Genomic DNA, 16,851 nt, shown 5'->3' with positions numbered 1-16,851 from the left:
TAGAGTCGCTCCGAGCGGCCCGCTTGTACCAGCGGGTCAACTTCTGTTGAATTCGGGCCATACCACCGGCATGCGCAACACCCGCGTCGTCCACTACGAAGACACCCCGCGCGACGTCGTCACCACTGGCAACGAATACCCGCCGCACTTCGTGCTCCCCCGCCACGCGCACAAGCGTGGTCAGTTGCTCTATGCCGCCACCGGCGTGGTCACGGTGATCACCGATGCCGGCAGCTGGGTGGTTCCGCCGCGGCGGGCGCTGTGGATTCCTCCCGGCGTGGCGCACGAGGTGCGCATGAGCGGCACCGTGTCCACCCACAGCGCCTACGTGCGCCGCGAGGCGGCCGAGGCGATCGGCCTGCCGATCCACTGCCGGGTGATCGAGGTATCGCCATTGCTGCACGCGCTGCTGCACGAGGCGGTGGACCTGCCGGCCGAATACGCGCTGGATGGCCGCGATGGACGGGTGATGGCGCTGCTGCTGGACGAGCTCGCCGCGATGCCGGCCCTGCCACTGAACACGCCGCTGCCGCGCGACGCGCGCCTGGCCCGCCTGTGCCGGCGCCTGCTCGATGCCCCGGCGCTGGACGTCGACATCGACGCCATGGCGCAGCAGGCGGGGATGAGCCGACGCAACTTCACGCGGCTGTTCCGCCGCCAGACCGGCATGAGCTTCGCCAGCTGGCGCCAGCAGGCCTGCCTGCTCGCAGCGCTGACCCGCTTCGGCCGCGGCGAGTCGGTTACCCGCGTGGCGGTGGAGCTGGGCTACGGCAGCCCCAGCGCGTTCACCGCCGCCTTCCGCCGCGTACTCGGCGACGCGCCCAGCCGCTACCTCACGCGGCACGGCCGCGACACCGGCAACTGACATGGGTCAGCTGCCGCGATGCGCGGCCGCCGGTAGCATGGGCGTGTCGCATGGGCGTGTCACATGGACGTCAAGTAGGCAGCCCAACATGTCCGTGCGATGACGCTCGCCGGTGTCCGTCTGCATCGCCGACCTCTCCCCGGAAAGAAGCCCGATGAACCAGCGCAAGAAGCCCGCCGCAACCGCACCGTCCGCGCCACCTGCGGAAGCCGTGGGTGCGGTCGACCTGTCCGATCGCTCGCTGTACATCCATCGCGAGCTGTCGCAACTGCAGTTCAACATCCGCGTGCTGGACCAGGCGCTGGACGAGAGCATGCCGCTGCAGGAACGGCTGAAGTTCCTGCTGATCTTCTCCAGCAACATGGACGAGTTCTTCGAGATCCGCGTGGCCGACCTGAAGGACCAGATCGCCTTCGACCACGAGCTGGTCGGGCCGGACGGCATCGCGCCGAAGCAGGCGCTGGCGATGATCAGCGAGCTGGCGCACCAGCAGATCGAGCGCCAGTACGCGATCCTCAACGAACGCATCCTGCCCGAGCTGGCCGCCCAGGGCATCCGCATCATCCGCCGCAACGAGTGGACGCTGAAGCAGAAGCAGTGGGTGCGCCGCTACTTCCGCCACGAGGTGGCGCCGCTGATCACGCCGATCGGCCTGGACCCCACCCACCCGTTCCCGCTGCTGGTGAACAAGAGCCTCAACTTCATCGTGCAGTTGGAGGGCGTGGACGCGTTCGGGCGCGACTCGGGCCTGGCGATCGTGCCGGCGCCGCGCGTGCTGCCGCGCCTGATGCGCCTGCCCGACGACATCTGCGAGGGCGGCGAGAACCACGTGCTGCTGTCGTCGGTGATCCACGCCCACGCCGACGAACTGTTCCCCGGCATGCAGGTGCACGGCTGCTACCAGTTCCGGCTGACCCGCAACGCCGACCTCACCATCGACCCGGAGGACGTGGACGACCTGGCGCGCGCGCTGCGCGGCGGCCTGTACACGCGCCGCTTCGGCGACGCGGTGCGGCTGGAGGTGGCCGACAACTGCCCGAAGCTGCTGATCGACTACCTGCTCAAGCAGTTCGATCTCACCGCCGCCGAGCTCTATGAGGTCAATGGCGCGGTGAACCTGTCGCGCCTGTTCGGCGTAGCCAGCAAGGCGGGCTTCCCGCATCTGCAGTTCCAGCCGTTCACGCCCTCGATTCCCAAGCAGCTGAAGAAGTCCGACGACATCTTCGCCAGCCTGAGCCGCCAGGACGTGCTGCTGCTGCATCCGTATGAGTCGTTCACCCCGGTGGTGGACATGCTGCGCCAGGCGGCGAAAGACCCGGCTGTACTGGCGATCAAACAGACGCTGTACCGCAGCGGCGCCACCTCCGAAATCGTCGACGCACTGGTGGATGCCGCACGCGCCGGCAAGGAGGTGACCACGGTGATCGAGCTGCGCGCGCGCTTCGACGAGGAATCCAACCTCACGCTCGCCTCGCGCCTGCAGCAGGCCGGCGCGGTGGTGATCTATGGCGTGGTGGGGGTGAAGACGCACGCCAAGCTGATGCTGATACAACGCCGCGAAGGCAGCGAGCTGGTGCGCTACGCGCATCTGGGCACCGGCAACTACCACACCGGCAACGCGCGCCTGTATACCGACTACAGCCTGCTCACTTCCGACCCGGTGCTGTGCGAAGACGTGCACAAACTGTTCAGCCAGCTCACCGGCATGGGCAAGGTGCAGCCGATGAAGAAGTTGCTGCATGCGCCTTTCACGCTGAAGAAGACCCTGCTCGACCTGATCGCCCGTGAGACGGCGCACGCCGAGGCCGGCAAGCAGGCGCAGATCATCATCAAGGTCAACGCGGTGACCGACGCGAAGGTGATCCGCGCGCTGTACAAGGCCAGCATGGCGGGGGTGAAGATCGACCTGATCGTTCGCGGCATGTGCTGCCTGCGCCCCGGCGTGCCGGGCGTGTCGCACAACATCCGCGTACGCTCGATCATCGGCCGCTTCCTGGAGCACAGCCGCGTGTACTGGTTCGCCAACGGCGGCGAGGAGAAGCTCTACCTGGCCAGCGCCGACCTGATGGAGCGCAACCTCGACCGCCGCGTCGAGACCGGCTTTCCCATCGAGGGCAAGAAAATGATCCAGCGCGTACGCCGCGAGCTGGATCTCTACCTGGCCGACAACGTCAGTGCTTCCATCCTGCAGCCCGATGGCAGCTACATGCGGGCCCAGCCGGCGAGCGGCCAGAGCCCCCGCAACGTGCAGCAGCAGTTGCTCGAGAAGCTCTGCGGCGGCGCGACCGTCAGCTGACCCGCATCAGCGGCTGGTGTGCGCACGCACCCAGGCCGCGTACCGATCCACGTAGCCCTGCAGGAATTTGCGCGTGTCGTCGCTGGCGATCTGGCCCTGGGCGTCGATCAGCTCGTCGTTCTTGAACTGCACGAACACTTCCGGCTGGGCCAGCACGGCCACGTCCAGATACGTGAGCACATTGCGCAGATGCTGCTGCGCCAGCGCGCTGCCGGTGCTGCCGATGGAGGCGCCGATCACGCCGCCGGGCTTGCCGGCGAACGAATTGGTGCCCCACGGCCGCGACGCGATGTCGAGCGCGTTCTTCAGTACGCCCGGGATCGAGCGGTTGTACTCGGGGGTGACGAACAACAGTGCGTCGGCCGCTTCCACCTGCTGCTTGAGCGCGCGGCAGGCCGGCGGGTAGTCGCCGTCGAAATCCTGGTTGTAGAGCGGCAAGCCATCAAGCGCGATGAATTCGAAGCGCAGGTCGTCCGGCGCCAGACGCTGCACGGCCAGCGCCAGCCGGCGGTTGATCGATGCCTCACGCAGGCTTCCCACGAATACGGCGACAGACAAGGTGGCCATGGATATCTCCTCGACGGGCTAAGGCTCGGACGGGTGAAGGCTCATGCGACCCGCTGTCCTTCCTGGGCGGACACGGGCCGAGCGCAACAGCATCGCCGGGGGCCGGGCAAACCGGCGTGACGAAACGAGCACAACCGGACCGGCACCATGGCACGGTTCGTGCTGACTTCGGTTCAGGTGGGCACCGGGCCAGGCATGCGGCGTCGGCCGAAAGGGCGCGGCGTTCGTGGGTCGATGCCGCCGCGCGCATAAGTTCGAGGGGAAATCACGCACTGCATGCTTGAGGGTTTGCAACCTCAGGACCGGAGAGAACTGCTGATGACATGGCCGGCACCCCAACGATCTGCCCCGTGGCCGCTACGCGCGGCCCGGCTGCTTTGTGCCTTGGCCATGCTCTGCAGCGGCCTGCTGCAGGCCGCTACGCCGCTGGCCGGCGCCTGGCGCGACGTACGTGACGGCGACACCCCGGCGAAGGTGATGGAGGATTTCCGCCAAGGCCAGATGGCCCGCTTCGCGCCAGACCTGCTGCTGCGCCTGCCGCAGGGCGCGCGCGGCAGCTGGGTGGTGCTCGATCCGCAGCCCCCGTGGGTGCAGGAAGAGCGGGTGCTCAGCATCTATCCGCCGCCGCTGGGCACGGTGACCCTTTATGACCACAACCGACCCACCGTTTCACTTGCGATGGATGATTTCCAGGCGGCAATCCACGGCCACGGCCGGCTGGCCTTCCTGCTCGGCCGCGAGCTGCCGGCATCGGCCCCCCTGCTGCTGAAGTTCGAGCCCTCTGCACGCATCGCCGCGCCGGTGAGCTTCCGCCTGCAGGGCTGGGCCAGCTACCTCGACCGGGACGCGCGCTGGCTGGTGTTCGCTACCGCCAGCCTCGCGGTGATGTTGGCGATGGCGCTGATGGCGCTGTGCTTTGCGCTCATGCTGCGCGACGTCACCTTTGGCTGGTACGCCGGCTACATCCTCTGCTACGCGCTGATCCAGGGCATCCAGACCGGCTTCGTCTATCACCCGCTGGGGATGAACTGGTTGGGCGGACTGTCGATCACCGTGGGCTCGGCTGCGGTGGCCTTGTCGGTCGCGTTCGCCTCGCTGTTCATGATCCGCTTCTGCGAGCTGCAGCGCTTTGCGCCGCTGCTGCGCATTCCCGTGCTGGCGCTGGCGATCGGCATGGTGGCGGTGGTGCTGATGCGCTGCAGCCAGATCGACGCGCTGGAAAACATCGGACAGTTGCTGGTCAATCCCCTGCTCACGCTGGGAGCGGCCTTGCTGTTGCTCGCGTCGATCGTCGCGGCGCTGCGCGGTTCGCGCCATGCATGGTTCTTCCTCGCCGGCTGGACACCGCTGCTGGCGCTGACCGCGATGACCAGCGCCCAGGTCAACGGCGCCCTGCCCGGCCTGGACTGGCTTAACGATGCCGGCCTTGCCGCCGGGGCGTTCGAGGCGGTGGTGCTTTCGCTCGGCCTGGCCGACCGCGCCCTGATGATCCGTCGCGACCGCGACGAGGTACGCGTGCTGGCGGACAAGGATTCGCTAACCCAGTCGCTCAACCGTCGCGCCTGGAACGAGGCGGCGATCCAGGCCATGAGCAATCCGGCGGCGCGCCCGCAGGCCCTGCTGTTCCTGGATCTGGACCACTTCAAGATCCTCAACGACCGGCGCGGCCATGCTGCCGGCGACGAGGCACTGATCGCGGTCGCCCACGCCTTGCGCGAGGAGCTGCGGCCGACCGACCTGTTCGGCCGCTACGGCGGCGAGGAGTTCGTGGCCTTGCTCGACGGCGCCGGCGAAGAGGAAGCGATGCAGGTGGCCACGCGGTTGTGCCGGCGCATCCACCGGCTGGAGATTCCGGTAGATGGCGAGCAGCTGCAGCTCACCGTGAGCATCGGTGTGGCAGTGCGTCGCCCGCACGACTCGATCGACAGCCTGGTGGCGCGTGCCGACCAGGCGATGTACGACGCCAAGCTCGGCGGACGCAACCGCGCCAGCCTGCAGCGGCACGAAGAATCGGCCGCCCAGCGCCGTGTGTCGCGCACCGGACGCATGTCACAGCGCACGTCCTGAGACGCGCGCGGCACCGTCAGGCCAGTTCGCGCGCCGCCGCCACCACGTCCGCTTCGCCCGGCAGCACCAGGAAAGCCGCGCCGGCCAGCGGCGTGAAGGTGTCGGCACCGACCACGCGCCGGAGCGGCGTCGCGCCGAACCCGGCCTCGACGATGGCGGTGATCACGCCCTCGCCCACACCCGCACTCTTGCGACCCTCGTCCAGCACCACGATGCGCTTGGCGCTCTTCGCCTGCGCGGCAATGAAGGCATCGTTGAGCGGCGCCAGCCAGCGCAGGTCGACCACGCGCACCTTCCACTTCAGCTCGGCTTCGAGGGTGCGCGCCGCGCGCAGTGCCATCGGCACGCCGTTGCCGAAGGTGAACACCACCAGGTCGTCGGCGTTCTCGTGGTATACGCGCCCCTCGCCCAGCGTCATCGCCTCGCCCGGCGCCGGGTACGCGAACTGCCACTGGCCGTCGCCGGCCTCGTACAGATCCTTGGTCATGTACAGCGCGATCGGCTCGAGGAAGGCGCAGACGCGGCCGTCCACCCGAGCCAGCGCGGTGAGCGTGCGCAGCATCGTCGCCGCGTCGTCGCCACGGCTGGGGCAGCCGACGACGAGGCCCGGGATGTCGCGCAGCGCGGTGATCGAGTTGTCGTTGTGGAAGTGCCCGCCGAAGCCGCGCTGGTAACCGAGCGAGGCGATGCGCATCACCATCGGGTTGCGGTACTGGTCGTTGGAGAAGAACTGCAGGCTCGACGCCTCGCCGCGGATCTGGTCGCCGGCATTGTGGAAGTACGCCAGGTACTGGATCTCAGGGATCGGCAGCATGCCCATGTTGGCGTAGCCCTGGGCCAGGCCGAGGATGATCGTCTCATCCAGCAGGGTGTTGAACACGCGGGTGTTCTTGAATGCCTTGTGCAGGCCCTTGGTGACCGTGTACACGCCGCCTTTCTGCGCCACGTCCTCGCCGAACAGCAGCGACTCGGGGTACTTGGCCATGATGTCGTGCAGCGCCTGGCCGATCTGGATCGCCAGGTGCCGCGGCGGCTGATTTTCCGGGAGCTTCGCCTCGCCACCGAACACGGCCAGGCGCTTGTCGCCGTAGTCGGCGCGCTCGGCCTCGGCCTTCACCTTGGCCGGCGAATAGGGCGCCAGCGGCGCCATCACATCGTCCAGGCGTTCCAGCTTGGGCCGGCGATCGGCCTCGTCAGCCGCCGCGAAGCAGCGCTTGCGGGTCGCTTCGTAGAGGTTGAGCAGGTCGTCCTTCGAGTACAGGCCGGACTCCAGCGCGATCGCCGCCGAGCGCAGCAGCGGATCGGTGGATTCCACCGCCACCAGCTCCTCGATCGAGCGCCACTCGATCTCGAAATCGGTGCCGGCGTGACCCATCACGCGGGTGGTCTTCAGGTGCAGGAAGGTCGGCCGGCGCGTGCGGCGGCAGTGCTCCACCGCGCGCTGCACCTGGGCATAGCCTTCGGCCAGGTCCAGGCCGTCGGCGAAGAAGTAATCAAGATCCGCGCGCGCCTGGTAGTTGCGGGCAACCCAGCCGGTCGGCGTCTTCACCGAGATGCCGATGCCGTTGTCCTCGCACACGAACAACACCGGCGCGGGCAGCTTCTGATACGCCGTCCAGCCCGCCGCGTTGAACGCGGTCTGGGCGGTGGCGTGGTTGCTGGATGCATCGCCGAACGAGCAGATCGCGATCGAGTCATCCGGGATCGGCAGCGTGTGGCCGATGCGTCGCGCGTGGTCGATGGCCACCGCCGTGCCCAGCGCCTTGGGCAGGTGCGAGGCGATGGTGGAAGTCTGCGGCAGCACCCAGAGCGGCTTGGAACCCCACACCTTGTGACGGCCACCGGAGGCCGGGTCGTCCTTGCTGGCGGCGAAAGACAGCGCCGAATCCATCACCGGGTCCATCCCCGGCAGCTTGCGGAAGCGCTCGGCCATGAAGCCACCGGAACGGTAGTGCAGGAACGCCGGGTCGGTGTGGCGGGTGAGCCGCGCCACCATCGCGTTGCCCTCGTGGCCGGACGAACCGATGGTGTAGAACACCTTGTTCTGCACGCGCAGCACGCGCGCCATCAGGTCGAGGTGGCGGCTGATCAGCTGCGACTCGAGCAGCTCGCGGAAACCGCGCGCATCGAGCGCGCTGCCTGGCAGCACCGCTTCGTCGTCATGCGGCGCACGGCGCACCTCGCCCTGCCACAGCTGCACGAACTCGGTGAAGTTCTGGTCGACGATCTCGGCGCGGTTGAAGCCCTTTTGACGGGCGGTGATGGCGAACGGAATGGCGGTCATGGCGGGATTCGTCTGGGAGGCGGGAAGCGACGGCAGGCAGCCGTCAGGAAGAGGAAACGATCGGCAGTACGGAAGCTGGCTGGCGCAGCGCGCGCAACGCCGCGGCACGCGCGCGGTCCTTGTCGCGGCCGAAGGATTCGAAGATGCGGATCTGCTCGGCCAGCGCCGGCACCGGCACCGCCAGGCCCTGCAGTCCGACCAGCACCAGCTTGCCCGGCGACACCGGCTGCCAGCCCGCGTCGTCGTAAAGTTCCAGGCCGCCCATCACTTCCACCGGCATGCCGGGAAAGCGGAAACGGGCGAAATGCGAGCGGAATCGGTCGCCATCGGCAGGCGCGTGAGCGTGGTCGCGCCGGTCGGCCCAGTACGCCATCAGCGTGGCCGCGTCGGCACGCGACACCAGCACGTCGACATCGGCCACGTTCACCTCGGCACCGAGCAGCAGCGCGCCAGCGCTGCCGATCACGCACCACGGCTCGGCGCAGTGCACGTACAGCTCGGGCACCAGCTCGGTGAGGGCGACGAACAGCGCGGGCGGCACGTGGCTCATGCGCGACGACGCATCCACGCTTCGCGGCTCTGGCCCCAGACCTCGACCACGATGTCCTGGAACGGCTCGGGCAAACGCCCCGGCCCCTGCAGGCTGGAACCCAGTCGCCGGGCGACCTCCTGCGAGGCGAGGTTGTCCGGCGCGATGGTGTGGATCACCTCGCTCCAGCCCAGGTGCTCGAACGCCCAGTCGATCGCGGCGGCCGAGCCCTCGGTGGCGTAGCCCCTGCCCCAGGCCTCGCGCAGCAGGCCCCAGCCCACCTCGGTGCCGGGCCAGCCTTCGGGACACCAGGGACCGAGCCGGCCGATCCAGCGGCCGCTGGCCTTCTCGATCACCGAGAACATGCCGTAGCCCTGGATCGTCCACGCCCCGGCCATCGTGAGGAAGCCGCGCCAGGCGACCGCCCGCGGCTGAGGGCCGCCGATGTGGCGCGAGTTCTCCTCGTCGCCCATCAGTTGCACCCAGCCTTCGAAATCCTCCGGCCGGGTCGGGCGCAGGATCAGGCGATCGGTCTCGATGTGGATTTCAGGAACGTGCAATGCCTGACTCCCGGCGGCGTACGCGCTTGGTGCCGTCATTCCCGCGCAAGCGGAAACCCACTGTGCCGTGGCAGCTGCTGCCCATGGATTCCCGCTTGCGCGGGAATGACGGCTGTTGAAGTGGGCCGCCTGTCGCCGGCCTGGTGACTCAGAACGCGTTGATCCCGGTCAGCTCGCGGCCCACCACCAGCTGGTGCACCGTCTCGGTGCCCTCGTAGGTGATCACCGATTCCAGGTTCAGCGCATGACGGATCGCCGTGTGCTCGGTGGTGATGCCGGCGCCGCCGAGGATGTCGCGGCACTCGCGCGCGATGTCTATGGCCATGCGGCAGTTGTTCCACTTGGCCAGCGACACCTGGGTCGGCTGCATCTTGCCGGCGTCCTTCAGGCGGCCGAGCTGCAGCGACAGCAACTGCGCCATCGTGATGCGGCGGGCCATCTCGGCCATCTTGATCTGCACCGCCTGGTTGGCGGCCAGCGGACGGCCGAACAGCACGCGCTCGGCGGTGTAGTCGAGCACTTCCTTGAGGCAGGCCTGGGCCGCGCCGATCGGGCCCCAGGTGATGCCGTAGCGCGCCTGGGTGAGGCAGCCCAGCGGGCCCTTCAGGCCCTTCACGTTGGGCAGGCGGTTGGCTTCGGGCACGCGCACGTTGTCGAAGAACAGCGCGCTGGTGACCGAGGCGCGCAGGCTCATCTTCTTGTGCACTTCCTGCGCGGTGAAGCCCTTGCTGTCGGTCGGCACGATGAAGCCCTGGATGCCGTCCTCGGTCTGCGCCCAGACGATCGCGATGTTCGCCAGGTTGCCGTTGGTGATCCACATCTTGGCGCCGTTGATGACCCAGTCGCCGCCGTCCTTCTTGGCGTTGGTCTTCATGTTGGCTGGGTCGGAACCGCCGTGCGGTTCGGTAAGGCCGAAGCAGCCGATGATCTCGCCCGCCGCCATCTTGGGCAGGTACTGCATCTTCTGCTCTTCGGTGCCGTAGGCGTAGATCGGATACATGCACAGCGAGCTCTGCACCGAGGCGAAGCTGCGCAGGCCCGAATCACCGCGCTCCAGCTCCTGGCAGATCAGGCCGTAGCTGACGCCGTTCATCCCGGCGCAGCCGTATTTCTCGGGGATGGTGGCGCCGAGCAGGCCGAGTCCGGCAATCTCGGGAATCAGTTCCTTCGGGAAGCGGCCCTGGTCGAAGCAGTCGCCGATGATCGGCAGCACCTTCTCATCGACGAAGCGGCCCACTGCATCCTGCACCATGCGCTCCTCGTCAGTGAGCAGCGAACGAACGTCGTACAGGTCGAGCGGGTCAAGACGGACAGCCATGCAGCCTCCAGCGGGTCGAATGATCCGGCCATTCTAGCCTGCGCCCCTGGCTTGCGGCGATGACGCGGCGCCGCATCCGCGGCGCCTGAACGGCCGGCCCGGCGCCACCCGCCAAGCGCCGGCCCGGGACGCTCAACCGACGTCGTCCGACCCCTCGTTGACGCCCTCGAACAGGTAGGTGGACAGGTAGCGCTCGCCCGTGTCCGGCAGCATCGCCAGCAGCACCGAGCCTTTCGGCGCGTCCTCGGCCACCTCCAGCGCGGCCGCCAGGGTGCCGCCGCAGGACAGGCCCACGAAAATGCCCTCCTGCGCGGCCAGCGCACGGGCCACCTCGCGCGAGCGCTCATCCGGGATCAGCTTGATCTCGTCGATCACCTCGCGGTTGAGCACCTTGGGAATGAAATCCGGGTTCCAGCCCTGGATCTTGTGCGGCTGCCACTCCTTGCCGGCCAGCAGCGCCGCGCCGGCCGGTTCGGCACCGATGACCTTTACGTCCGGGCGCGCCAGCTTGAGCATCTCGCCCACGCCGGTGAGCGTGCCGCCGGTACCCCAGCCGCTGACGAAGTAGTCCAGCCGCCGCCCGGCGAAGTCCTTGAGGATCTCCGGCCCGGTGGTGCTGCGGTGGTAGGCCGGGTTGGCCGGATTCTCGAACTGGCTGGCCCAGAACCAGCCGTTCTTTTCCGCCAGCTCCTTCGCCTTCTTCACCATGCCGGTGCCGCGCTCGGCGGCCGGAGTGAGCAGTACCCGGGCACCGTAGGCGCGCATCAGCTTGCGCCGCTCGACCGAGAACGAATCGCTCATCACCGCCACGAACGGATAGCCGCGCGCGGCGCAGACCATCGCCAGGCCGACGCCGGTGTTGCCGGAGGTGGCTTCCACCACGGTCTGTCCTGGCTTGAGCGCACCACGCTTCTCGGCATCCAGGATGATCGCCAGCGCCAGCCGATCCTTCACCGAGCCGCCCGGGTTGAACGCCTCCACCTTGACGTAGATGTCCACGCCCTTCGGTGCGAGGCGGTGCAGCTTGACGATGGGCGTGCCGCCGATGGTGTCGAGGATGCTGTCGTAGATCATGGGAAGCTCCGGAAGGCCGAAAGGAGAAGGCGCCGGGCATGATGCGCCGACGCTGGGGAAAGCGTGTTCAGGCGTGGTGAATGGCCGCCAGGGTGTCGGCCGACGCGCCGAACGATACGGACGGGTGGCGTGGCGGGATGCCCGCTTGCCGTTCGCCCACCGGCGGCGCGCCAAACCAGGCCAGCGACTCGGCCAGCGCCGCCACCTCGCCCAGGATCAGCAAGGCCGGCGATTGCACCGACTGCTCCGCGGCGCGCTGGGCGAGCTGGCCCAGCGTGCCGGTGATCACGCGCTGCTGCGGCCGCGAACCGTTCTCCACCAGGGCGAACGGGGTGGACGCCGCGCGGCCGTGCGCGATCAGCCGCTGCTGGAACGCCTCGAGCTGCGACACGCCCATGTACACCGCCAGCGTCTGCCGCTCGCGCGCCAGCGCGGACCAGTCCAGCGTGTCGTGCGAGGCCTTGCAGTGCGCGGTGAGCAGGCGCACCGACTGCGCGTGGTCGCGGTGGGTGAGCGGGATGCCGGCGTACGCGGCGCAGGCCACGGCCGCGGTGATCCCGGGCACCACTTCGTAGGGAATGTCGTGCGCGCGCAGGAACTCCAGCTCCTCGCCGCCGCGGCCGAACACGAACGGGTCGCCGCCCTTGAGTCGCACCACGCGCCGCCCGGCCTGCGCGTGCTCCAGCATCAGCGCGTGGATGCCGTCCTGCGTGGTGTGGTGGTGGCCCGCCTCCTTGGCCACCTCGATGCGTTCGGCATCGCGGCGGGCGAGCGCCAGTACCTCGGCGCTCACCAGGCGGTCGTGCAGGATCACGTCCGCCTCGTTCATGGCGCGCAGCGCGCGCAGCGTGAGCAGGCCCGCATCGCCCGGACCGGCACCGACCAGCACCACGCTGCCGCGGGGCATCTCGTCCGCCGTTGCCAGCAGACGCTCGGCCTCGGTCTGCGCCGCAGCGAGCCGGCCGCGGCGCACCAGGTCCGCCACCGGACCGGCAAACAATGTCTCGTAGAACCGCCGCCGCGCCGCCGGCTCGGGATGACGCAGGCGGATGCGCTTGCGCAGCGTCGAGACCAGCGTCGCCAGCGCGCCGAGCGAATGGTCCAGCAGCGTTTCCAGCCGCTCGCGCAGCAGGCGCGCGAACATCGGTGCATCACCGCTGCTGGAGATGGCGATGGTGATCGGCGCACGGTCGATCACCGCCGGCACGTGGAAGCTGCAGCGCGCGGCGTCGTCCACCACGTTGCAGAACAGCCGCCGCGCGGCGGCCAGCTCGGCGATGCGCTGGTGCAGTGCTTCATCGTCGGTCGCGGCGATCACCAGCCACACATGGTCCAGCCAGTGCGCTTCGAAAGGGCCAGCGATGTGCACGATGCGCCCGGCTCGCGCCCACTGCGCAAGCAGCGGCGACAGGATGGGCGAACCCACCGTGACACGCGCACCCGCCTCCACCAGCGCAGCCGCCTTGCGCTCGGCCACCGCGCCGCCACCGACCACCAGTACCGGACGATCGGCGAGATCGGCGAACAGCGGATAAAGCTTCATCGGAGGCATCACTCGGTGCGGCGCGCCAGCTGGCGCATCCGGTCACGCTAGGCAGGCAAGCCCGCGTCCACAAATGATTTATCGGACGAGCGATATGCCGGCAGGTTATGAATCCGGTCACCGCACAACGCGCTTGACGCACCGCACAAACTGGATGTATAGACGTCCAAATGAAAACGCATTCATCCGCCGGCCTGTCGCCTGCGCCCGCCTTCCGCGCAGGCCACCACGGAGCGCCCGCATGACGCTGACCCAGCTGCGCTACCTCATCGCGATCGCCGACTCCGGGCTCAACATCACCCTGGCCGCCGAGCGCGTGCACGCCACCCAGCCGGGCCTCAGCAAGCAGCTCAAGCAACTGGAGGAGGAGCTGGGCTTTCAGCTGTTCAACCGCAAGGGCAAGAGCCTGGATGCGATCACCCATGCCGGCAGCAAGGTGCTGGAACGCGCGCGGGCGATCCTGACCGAGGTGGGCAACATCCAGTCGGTGGCGGCCAACCTGCGCAACGAGGCGCGTGGCACGCTGCGCATCGCCACCACCCACACCCAGGCGCGCTTCGCCCTGCCCGGCGCCATCGCCGCACTCAACCGCAGTTATCCGGAAGTGAGCGTGCACCTGCAGCCGGCCGCCGACGCCGAGTTGCTGGGGCTACTGGAAAGTGGCGGCGTCGACCTGGCGGTGGTCAGCACCGCCGGGGCACCGCCGGCCGGCGTGATCGCCCTGCCCGCCTATCGCTGGCAGCGCCGCGTGGTGGTGCCCAAGGAGCATCCGCTGGCCGCACTTGAGCGCGCGCCGACACTGGCGGAACTGGCCGCACAGCCGCTGGTGAGCTACGACTCCTCGCTCAAGCCCGAATCCTCGCTGCGCCGCGCCTTCGAGTCAGCCGGGCTGCAGCCGCAGATCGCCATGACCGCCAGCGACGCCGACCTGATCAAGACCTACGTGCGCGCAGGCCTCGGCGTGGGCGTGCTGGCCGAGATGGCCCTGCTGGCGACCGACAGCGCCGACCTACGGATTCTCGCCGCCGACCAACTGTTCGCGCCCTGCACCACCTGGATCGTGCTGCGCAAGGACAGCGTGCTGCGCGAATTCGCACTGGCCTTCATCACCGGCTTCGCGCCCCAGCTGGAGCGCAAGGCCGTGGCGCGGCACGTGTCCACCGGCGAAGCGGTGGAGTGGCCGACGGCCCCGACCTGGCGCGAGCGGGCGGTGAAGGTGACGGCCCGGCCGGTAGCGGTCAAGGCCTGACCTTTAGTGGGAGCGGGATCGCAGGCCAGTCGGTCTCGCTCCCTTAGAAGCAGCGACGAAAATCCCCGGCGATGTGCGGCCGCTAGACGGCCTCGTGCAGCCCGCACTCGCGGTGCAGCCCGAAGAAGCGCGTGTCCTCCGCCGCCATCCCCGGCTCCCACGGCCGCGTGGTGTGCACGTCGCCGATCGATACGTAGCCCTTGTCCCACAACGGGTGGTAAGGCAGGCCATGCTGGGCCAGGTACTGGCCCACGTCGCGGTCGCGCCAGTCGGCGACGGGGTGGAACTTCCAGCGGCCATTGCGGCGCTGGATGAAGGGCACCTGTTCGCGGCTGCGCGACTGCACGCGGCGCAAGCCGGAGAACCAGCCGGTGGCGCCGAGCTCGCCGAGCGCGCGCTGCATCGGCTCCACCTTGCGCAGCGCGTTGTAGCGCCAGATGCCTTCCTCGCCCTGCTCCCACAGCTTGCCGTGGCGCGCCTCCATCCAGGCCGGGCTGATCGTCGGGCGATAGACCTTGAGGTTGAGCTGCAACCGCTCGACCAGCTGGTCGACGAAGCGGTACGTCTCGGGGAACAGGTAGCCGGTGTCGATCAGCACCACCGGGATGTCCGGCCGCTCCCGCGTCACCAGGTGCAGCATCAGCGCCGACTGCGCGCCGAAACTGGACGACAGCACCAGCGGACCGGGCACGTTGCGTAGCGCCCAGCGCGTGCGCTCCAGCGCATCGAGTCGACCCAGCCAGGCGTCCAGCCGGGCAAGCACGGCCGGGTCGCGGGCCGCGTCCTCGAGGTAGGCCGGGTTCACGCGATGACCTCAAGCGGAATGGCCACCGGCGCCGTCACCACCCCGCTGCGCACCAGGAAATCGCCGAAGCCCTCGGCCACGCCGCGCTCGGCGGCATAGCGGGCGAACAGCGGATCGAGCGCGGCGAGGATCGCGGCCTCGTCGATGTTCTCGCGGTACAGCCGGTTGAGCCGCTGGCCGCGGAAATCCGCGCCCAGGCGCAGGTCGTAGCGACCGGGCGCACGACCGACCAGGGCGATCTCGCCCAGGTAGGGCCGCGAGCAGCCGTTCGGGCAACCGGACAGGCGCAGCAGGATCGGCGCGTCGGCCAGGCCATGATGATCGAGCAGCGCTTCCAGTTTCGGTAGCAGATGAGGTAGGTAGCGCTCGCTCTCCGCCATCGCCAGGCCGCAGGTGGGCAGCGCCACGCAGGCCACCGCATGGCGGCGGATCGGGCTGGCGGCGCGGTAGCCGTCCAGGCCGTACTCGGCGACCAGCGCGTCGATGCGCGCCCGGTCGGCCGTGGCCACGTCGGCAACGATCACATTCTGGTTGCAGGTCATGCGGAAGCTGCCGGTGTGCACCTTGGCCAGCTCGCGCAGGCCGCTCAGCGAACGCACCGGACCCACATCGGCCAACCGCCCGGCTTCGATGTGCAGGGTGAGGTGCCAGCGACCGCCCTCACCCTCCACCCAGCCGTAGCGATCGCCGTTGTGCTCGAACGCGTACGGCCGCGCGGGCGCCAACGCGAAGCCGAGTCGCAATTCCAGCTCGACGACGAAAGCCTCCAGCCCGCGATGGTCCAGCGTGTACTTCAGCCGCGCGTGCTTGCGCTCGCTGCGGTTGCCCCAGTCGCGCTGCACGGACACCACACCCTCGGCCACGGCGATCAGCTGCTCCGGCGTGACGAAGCCGATCACGCTGGCCAGCCGCGGATAGGTGGTGGGATCGCCATGGCTGGCGCCCATGCCGCCGCCGATGGCGACGTTGAAACCGCGCAACTGGCCGCCCTCGATGATGGCGATCAGGCCCAGGTCCTGGGCGAACACGTCGACGTCGTTGAGCGGCGGGATCGCCAGGCCGATCTTGAACTTGCGCGGCAGGTAGGTGGGGCCGTACAGCGGCTCGTGCTCGTCGCCAGCGACTTTTTCGCCGTCCAACCAGATCTCGTGGTACGCCCGCGTCTGCGGCTCCAGGTGCTCGGACAGCTTCGCCGCCCAGGCGTAGGCCAGCGCGTGCGTCTCGGACACTTCCGGATTCGCGCTGCTCACCACGGTACGCACCACGTCGCCGCAGGCGGCGATGGTGGTGGCGAGTGCGTCGTGGATGGCGCGCAGGGTGGGCTTCAACCGGCGCTTGATCACGCCGTGCCACTGGAAGGTCTGCCGCGTGGTGATGCGCAGCGTGCCGTTGGCGTGCTCGGTGGCGATGCGGTCGAATGCCAGCCACTGCGCCGGGGTCACCACGCCGCCGGGCAGGCGCGCGCGGATCATGAAGGCGTACGCCGGCTCCAGCTTCTGCCGACGGCGCTCGTCGCGCAGGTCGCGGTCGTCCTGCTGATAGCTGCCGTGGAACTTCAGCAGCTTGTTGTCGTCGTCGCTGATCGCGCCGGTGATCGGGTCGGCCAAGCCTTCGGCGATCGTTCCGCGCAGCAGCCGGCTGGCCGCCTTGATGCGCTCCATCTCGGACAGGGGCAAAGAAGTGGTCTCGCTCAT

At 68.9% G+C, this 16,851-nt stretch carries 13 protein-coding genes; 4 read left to right on the top strand and 9 right to left on the bottom strand.

The annotated features are described in order from the left end of the window. The first annotated feature begins 46 nt into the window (after positions 1 to 46). Together ACQVBX_RS04130 and ppk1 are read left to right on the top strand one after the other, a co-directional pair. On the top strand, positions 47 to 865 hold the full coding sequence (locus tag ACQVBX_RS04130; protein WP_431636639.1) for an AraC family transcriptional regulator: 819 nt from the start codon (positions 47 to 49) through the stop codon (positions 863 to 865). 154 nt (positions 866 to 1,019) lie between these two features. Next, positions 1,020 to 3,161, top strand: coding sequence for a polyphosphate kinase 1 (gene ppk1, locus ACQVBX_RS04125; protein ID WP_431636638.1), 2,142 nt, complete (start codon positions 1,020 to 1,022; stop codon positions 3,159 to 3,161). Between the two features lie 6 nt (positions 3,162 to 3,167). On the opposite strand, the gene ACQVBX_RS04120 is transcribed toward ppk1, so the two are convergent. After that, positions 3,168 to 3,728, bottom strand: a complete 561-nt coding sequence (locus ACQVBX_RS04120) for an NADPH-dependent FMN reductase (RefSeq protein ID WP_431636637.1) — start codon at positions 3,726 to 3,728, stop codon at positions 3,168 to 3,170. 390 nt (positions 3,729 to 4,118) lie between these two features. Here ACQVBX_RS04120 and ACQVBX_RS04115 point away from each other — a divergent pair, with 390 nt between their 5' ends. After that, positions 4,119 to 5,795: a diguanylate cyclase gene (locus ACQVBX_RS04115; RefSeq protein ID WP_431638105.1), complete on the top strand. Its 1,677-nt coding sequence runs from the start codon at positions 4,119 to 4,121 to the stop codon at positions 5,793 to 5,795. A 16-nt stretch (positions 5,796 to 5,811) separates the two neighbouring features. Here ACQVBX_RS04115 and ACQVBX_RS04110 read toward each other — a convergent pair whose 3' ends face one another. The 6 genes from ACQVBX_RS04110 to cysG all read right to left on the bottom strand — a co-directional run bounded on the left by ACQVBX_RS04110 (position 5,812) and on the right by cysG (position 13,103). Continuing rightward, entirely contained in the window at positions 5,812 to 8,079 is a 2,268-nt protein-coding gene (locus tag ACQVBX_RS04110; protein WP_431636636.1) for a thiamine pyrophosphate-dependent enzyme, read from the bottom strand. A gap of 43 nt (positions 8,080 to 8,122) precedes the next feature. After that, positions 8,123 to 8,629 carry a hypothetical protein gene (locus ACQVBX_RS04105; protein WP_431636635.1) on the bottom strand — a complete coding sequence of 169 codons (507 nt, stop codon included), beginning with the start codon at positions 8,627 to 8,629 and terminating at the stop codon, positions 8,123 to 8,125. Further along, entirely contained in the window at positions 8,626 to 9,207 is a 582-nt protein-coding gene (locus ACQVBX_RS04100) for a GNAT family N-acetyltransferase (protein ID WP_431636634.1), read from the bottom strand. The genes ACQVBX_RS04105 and ACQVBX_RS04100 overlap by 4 nt, the downstream gene beginning before the upstream one ends. Positions 9,208 to 9,316: 109 nt before the next feature. Next, positions 9,317 to 10,486, bottom strand: a complete 1,170-nt coding sequence (locus ACQVBX_RS04095) for an acyl-CoA dehydrogenase family protein (protein ID WP_431636633.1) — start codon at positions 10,484 to 10,486, stop codon at positions 9,317 to 9,319. 132 nt (positions 10,487 to 10,618) lie between these two features. Beyond that, positions 10,619 to 11,560 (bottom strand): cysteine synthase A, encoded by a 942-nt coding sequence (cysK, locus tag ACQVBX_RS04090; RefSeq protein ID WP_431636632.1) that lies wholly within the window; start codon positions 11,558 to 11,560, stop codon positions 10,619 to 10,621. Positions 11,561 to 11,627: 67 nt separating this feature from the next. Next, the gene (cysG, locus tag ACQVBX_RS04085; RefSeq protein WP_431636631.1) at positions 11,628 to 13,103 is read right to left on the bottom strand and encodes a siroheme synthase CysG; all 1,476 of its coding nucleotides are present in this window, start codon (positions 13,101 to 13,103) and stop codon (positions 11,628 to 11,630) included. A gap of 241 nt (positions 13,104 to 13,344) precedes the next feature. On the opposite strand from cysG, the gene ACQVBX_RS04080 reads away from it, so the two are divergent. Then, positions 13,345 to 14,352, top strand: a complete 1,008-nt coding sequence (locus ACQVBX_RS04080; RefSeq protein ID WP_431636630.1) for a LysR substrate-binding domain-containing protein — start codon at positions 13,345 to 13,347, stop codon at positions 14,350 to 14,352. 82 nt (positions 14,353 to 14,434) lie between these two features. On the opposite strand, the gene ACQVBX_RS04075 is transcribed toward ACQVBX_RS04080, so the two are convergent. Both ACQVBX_RS04075 and cysI read right to left on the bottom strand, forming a co-directional pair. Next, positions 14,435 to 15,157, bottom strand: a complete 723-nt coding sequence (locus ACQVBX_RS04075) for a phosphoadenylyl-sulfate reductase (protein WP_431636629.1) — start codon at positions 15,155 to 15,157, stop codon at positions 14,435 to 14,437. Continuing rightward, positions 15,154 to 16,851: an assimilatory sulfite reductase (NADPH) hemoprotein subunit gene (cysI, locus tag ACQVBX_RS04070; RefSeq protein ID WP_431636628.1), complete on the bottom strand. Its 1,698-nt coding sequence runs from the start codon at positions 16,849 to 16,851 to the stop codon at positions 15,154 to 15,156. The genes ACQVBX_RS04075 and cysI overlap by 4 nt, the downstream gene beginning before the upstream one ends.

Origin of the sequence: Dyella thailandensis, assembly GCF_050749815.1 — a bacterium.
Lineage (GTDB): Bacteria > Pseudomonadota > Gammaproteobacteria > Xanthomonadales > Rhodanobacteraceae > Dyella_A.
Note: the sequence above shows the minus strand (reverse complement) of the source record. Positions and strands in the feature narration are given on the sequence as shown.

What these genes read in the sequence shown, in the direction of transcription:
- ppk1 (WP_431636638.1), top strand. Translation starts at nt 1,020, where the DNA reads ATGAACCAGCGCAAGAAGCCCGCCGCAACCGCACCGTCCGCGCCACCT.
- cysI (WP_431636628.1), bottom strand. Translation starts at nt 16,851, where the DNA reads ATGAGCGAGACCACTTCTTTGCCCCTGTCCGAGATGGAGCGCATCAAG.
- ACQVBX_RS04110 (WP_431636636.1), bottom strand. Translation starts at nt 8,079, where the DNA reads ATGACCGCCATTCCGTTCGCCATCACCGCCCGTCAAAAGGGCTTCAAC.
- ACQVBX_RS04100 (WP_431636634.1), bottom strand. Translation starts at nt 9,207, where the DNA reads ATGACGGCACCAAGCGCGTACGCCGCCGGGAGTCAGGCATTGCACGTT.
- cysG (WP_431636631.1), bottom strand. Translation starts at nt 13,103, where the DNA reads ATGAAGCTTTATCCGCTGTTCGCCGATCTCGCCGATCGTCCGGTACTG.
- ACQVBX_RS04080 (WP_431636630.1), top strand. Translation starts at nt 13,345, where the DNA reads ATGACGCTGACCCAGCTGCGCTACCTCATCGCGATCGCCGACTCCGGG.
- cysK (WP_431636632.1), bottom strand. Translation starts at nt 11,560, where the DNA reads ATGATCTACGACAGCATCCTCGACACCATCGGCGGCACGCCCATCGTC.
- ACQVBX_RS04120 (WP_431636637.1), bottom strand. Translation starts at nt 3,728, where the DNA reads ATGGCCACCTTGTCTGTCGCCGTATTCGTGGGAAGCCTGCGTGAGGCA.
- ACQVBX_RS04115 (WP_431638105.1), top strand. Translation starts at nt 4,119, where the DNA reads ATGCTCTGCAGCGGCCTGCTGCAGGCCGCTACGCCGCTGGCCGGCGCC.
- ACQVBX_RS04105 (WP_431636635.1), bottom strand. Translation starts at nt 8,629, where the DNA reads ATGAGCCACGTGCCGCCCGCGCTGTTCGTCGCCCTCACCGAGCTGGTG.
- ACQVBX_RS04095 (WP_431636633.1), bottom strand. Translation starts at nt 10,486, where the DNA reads ATGGCTGTCCGTCTTGACCCGCTCGACCTGTACGACGTTCGTTCGCTG.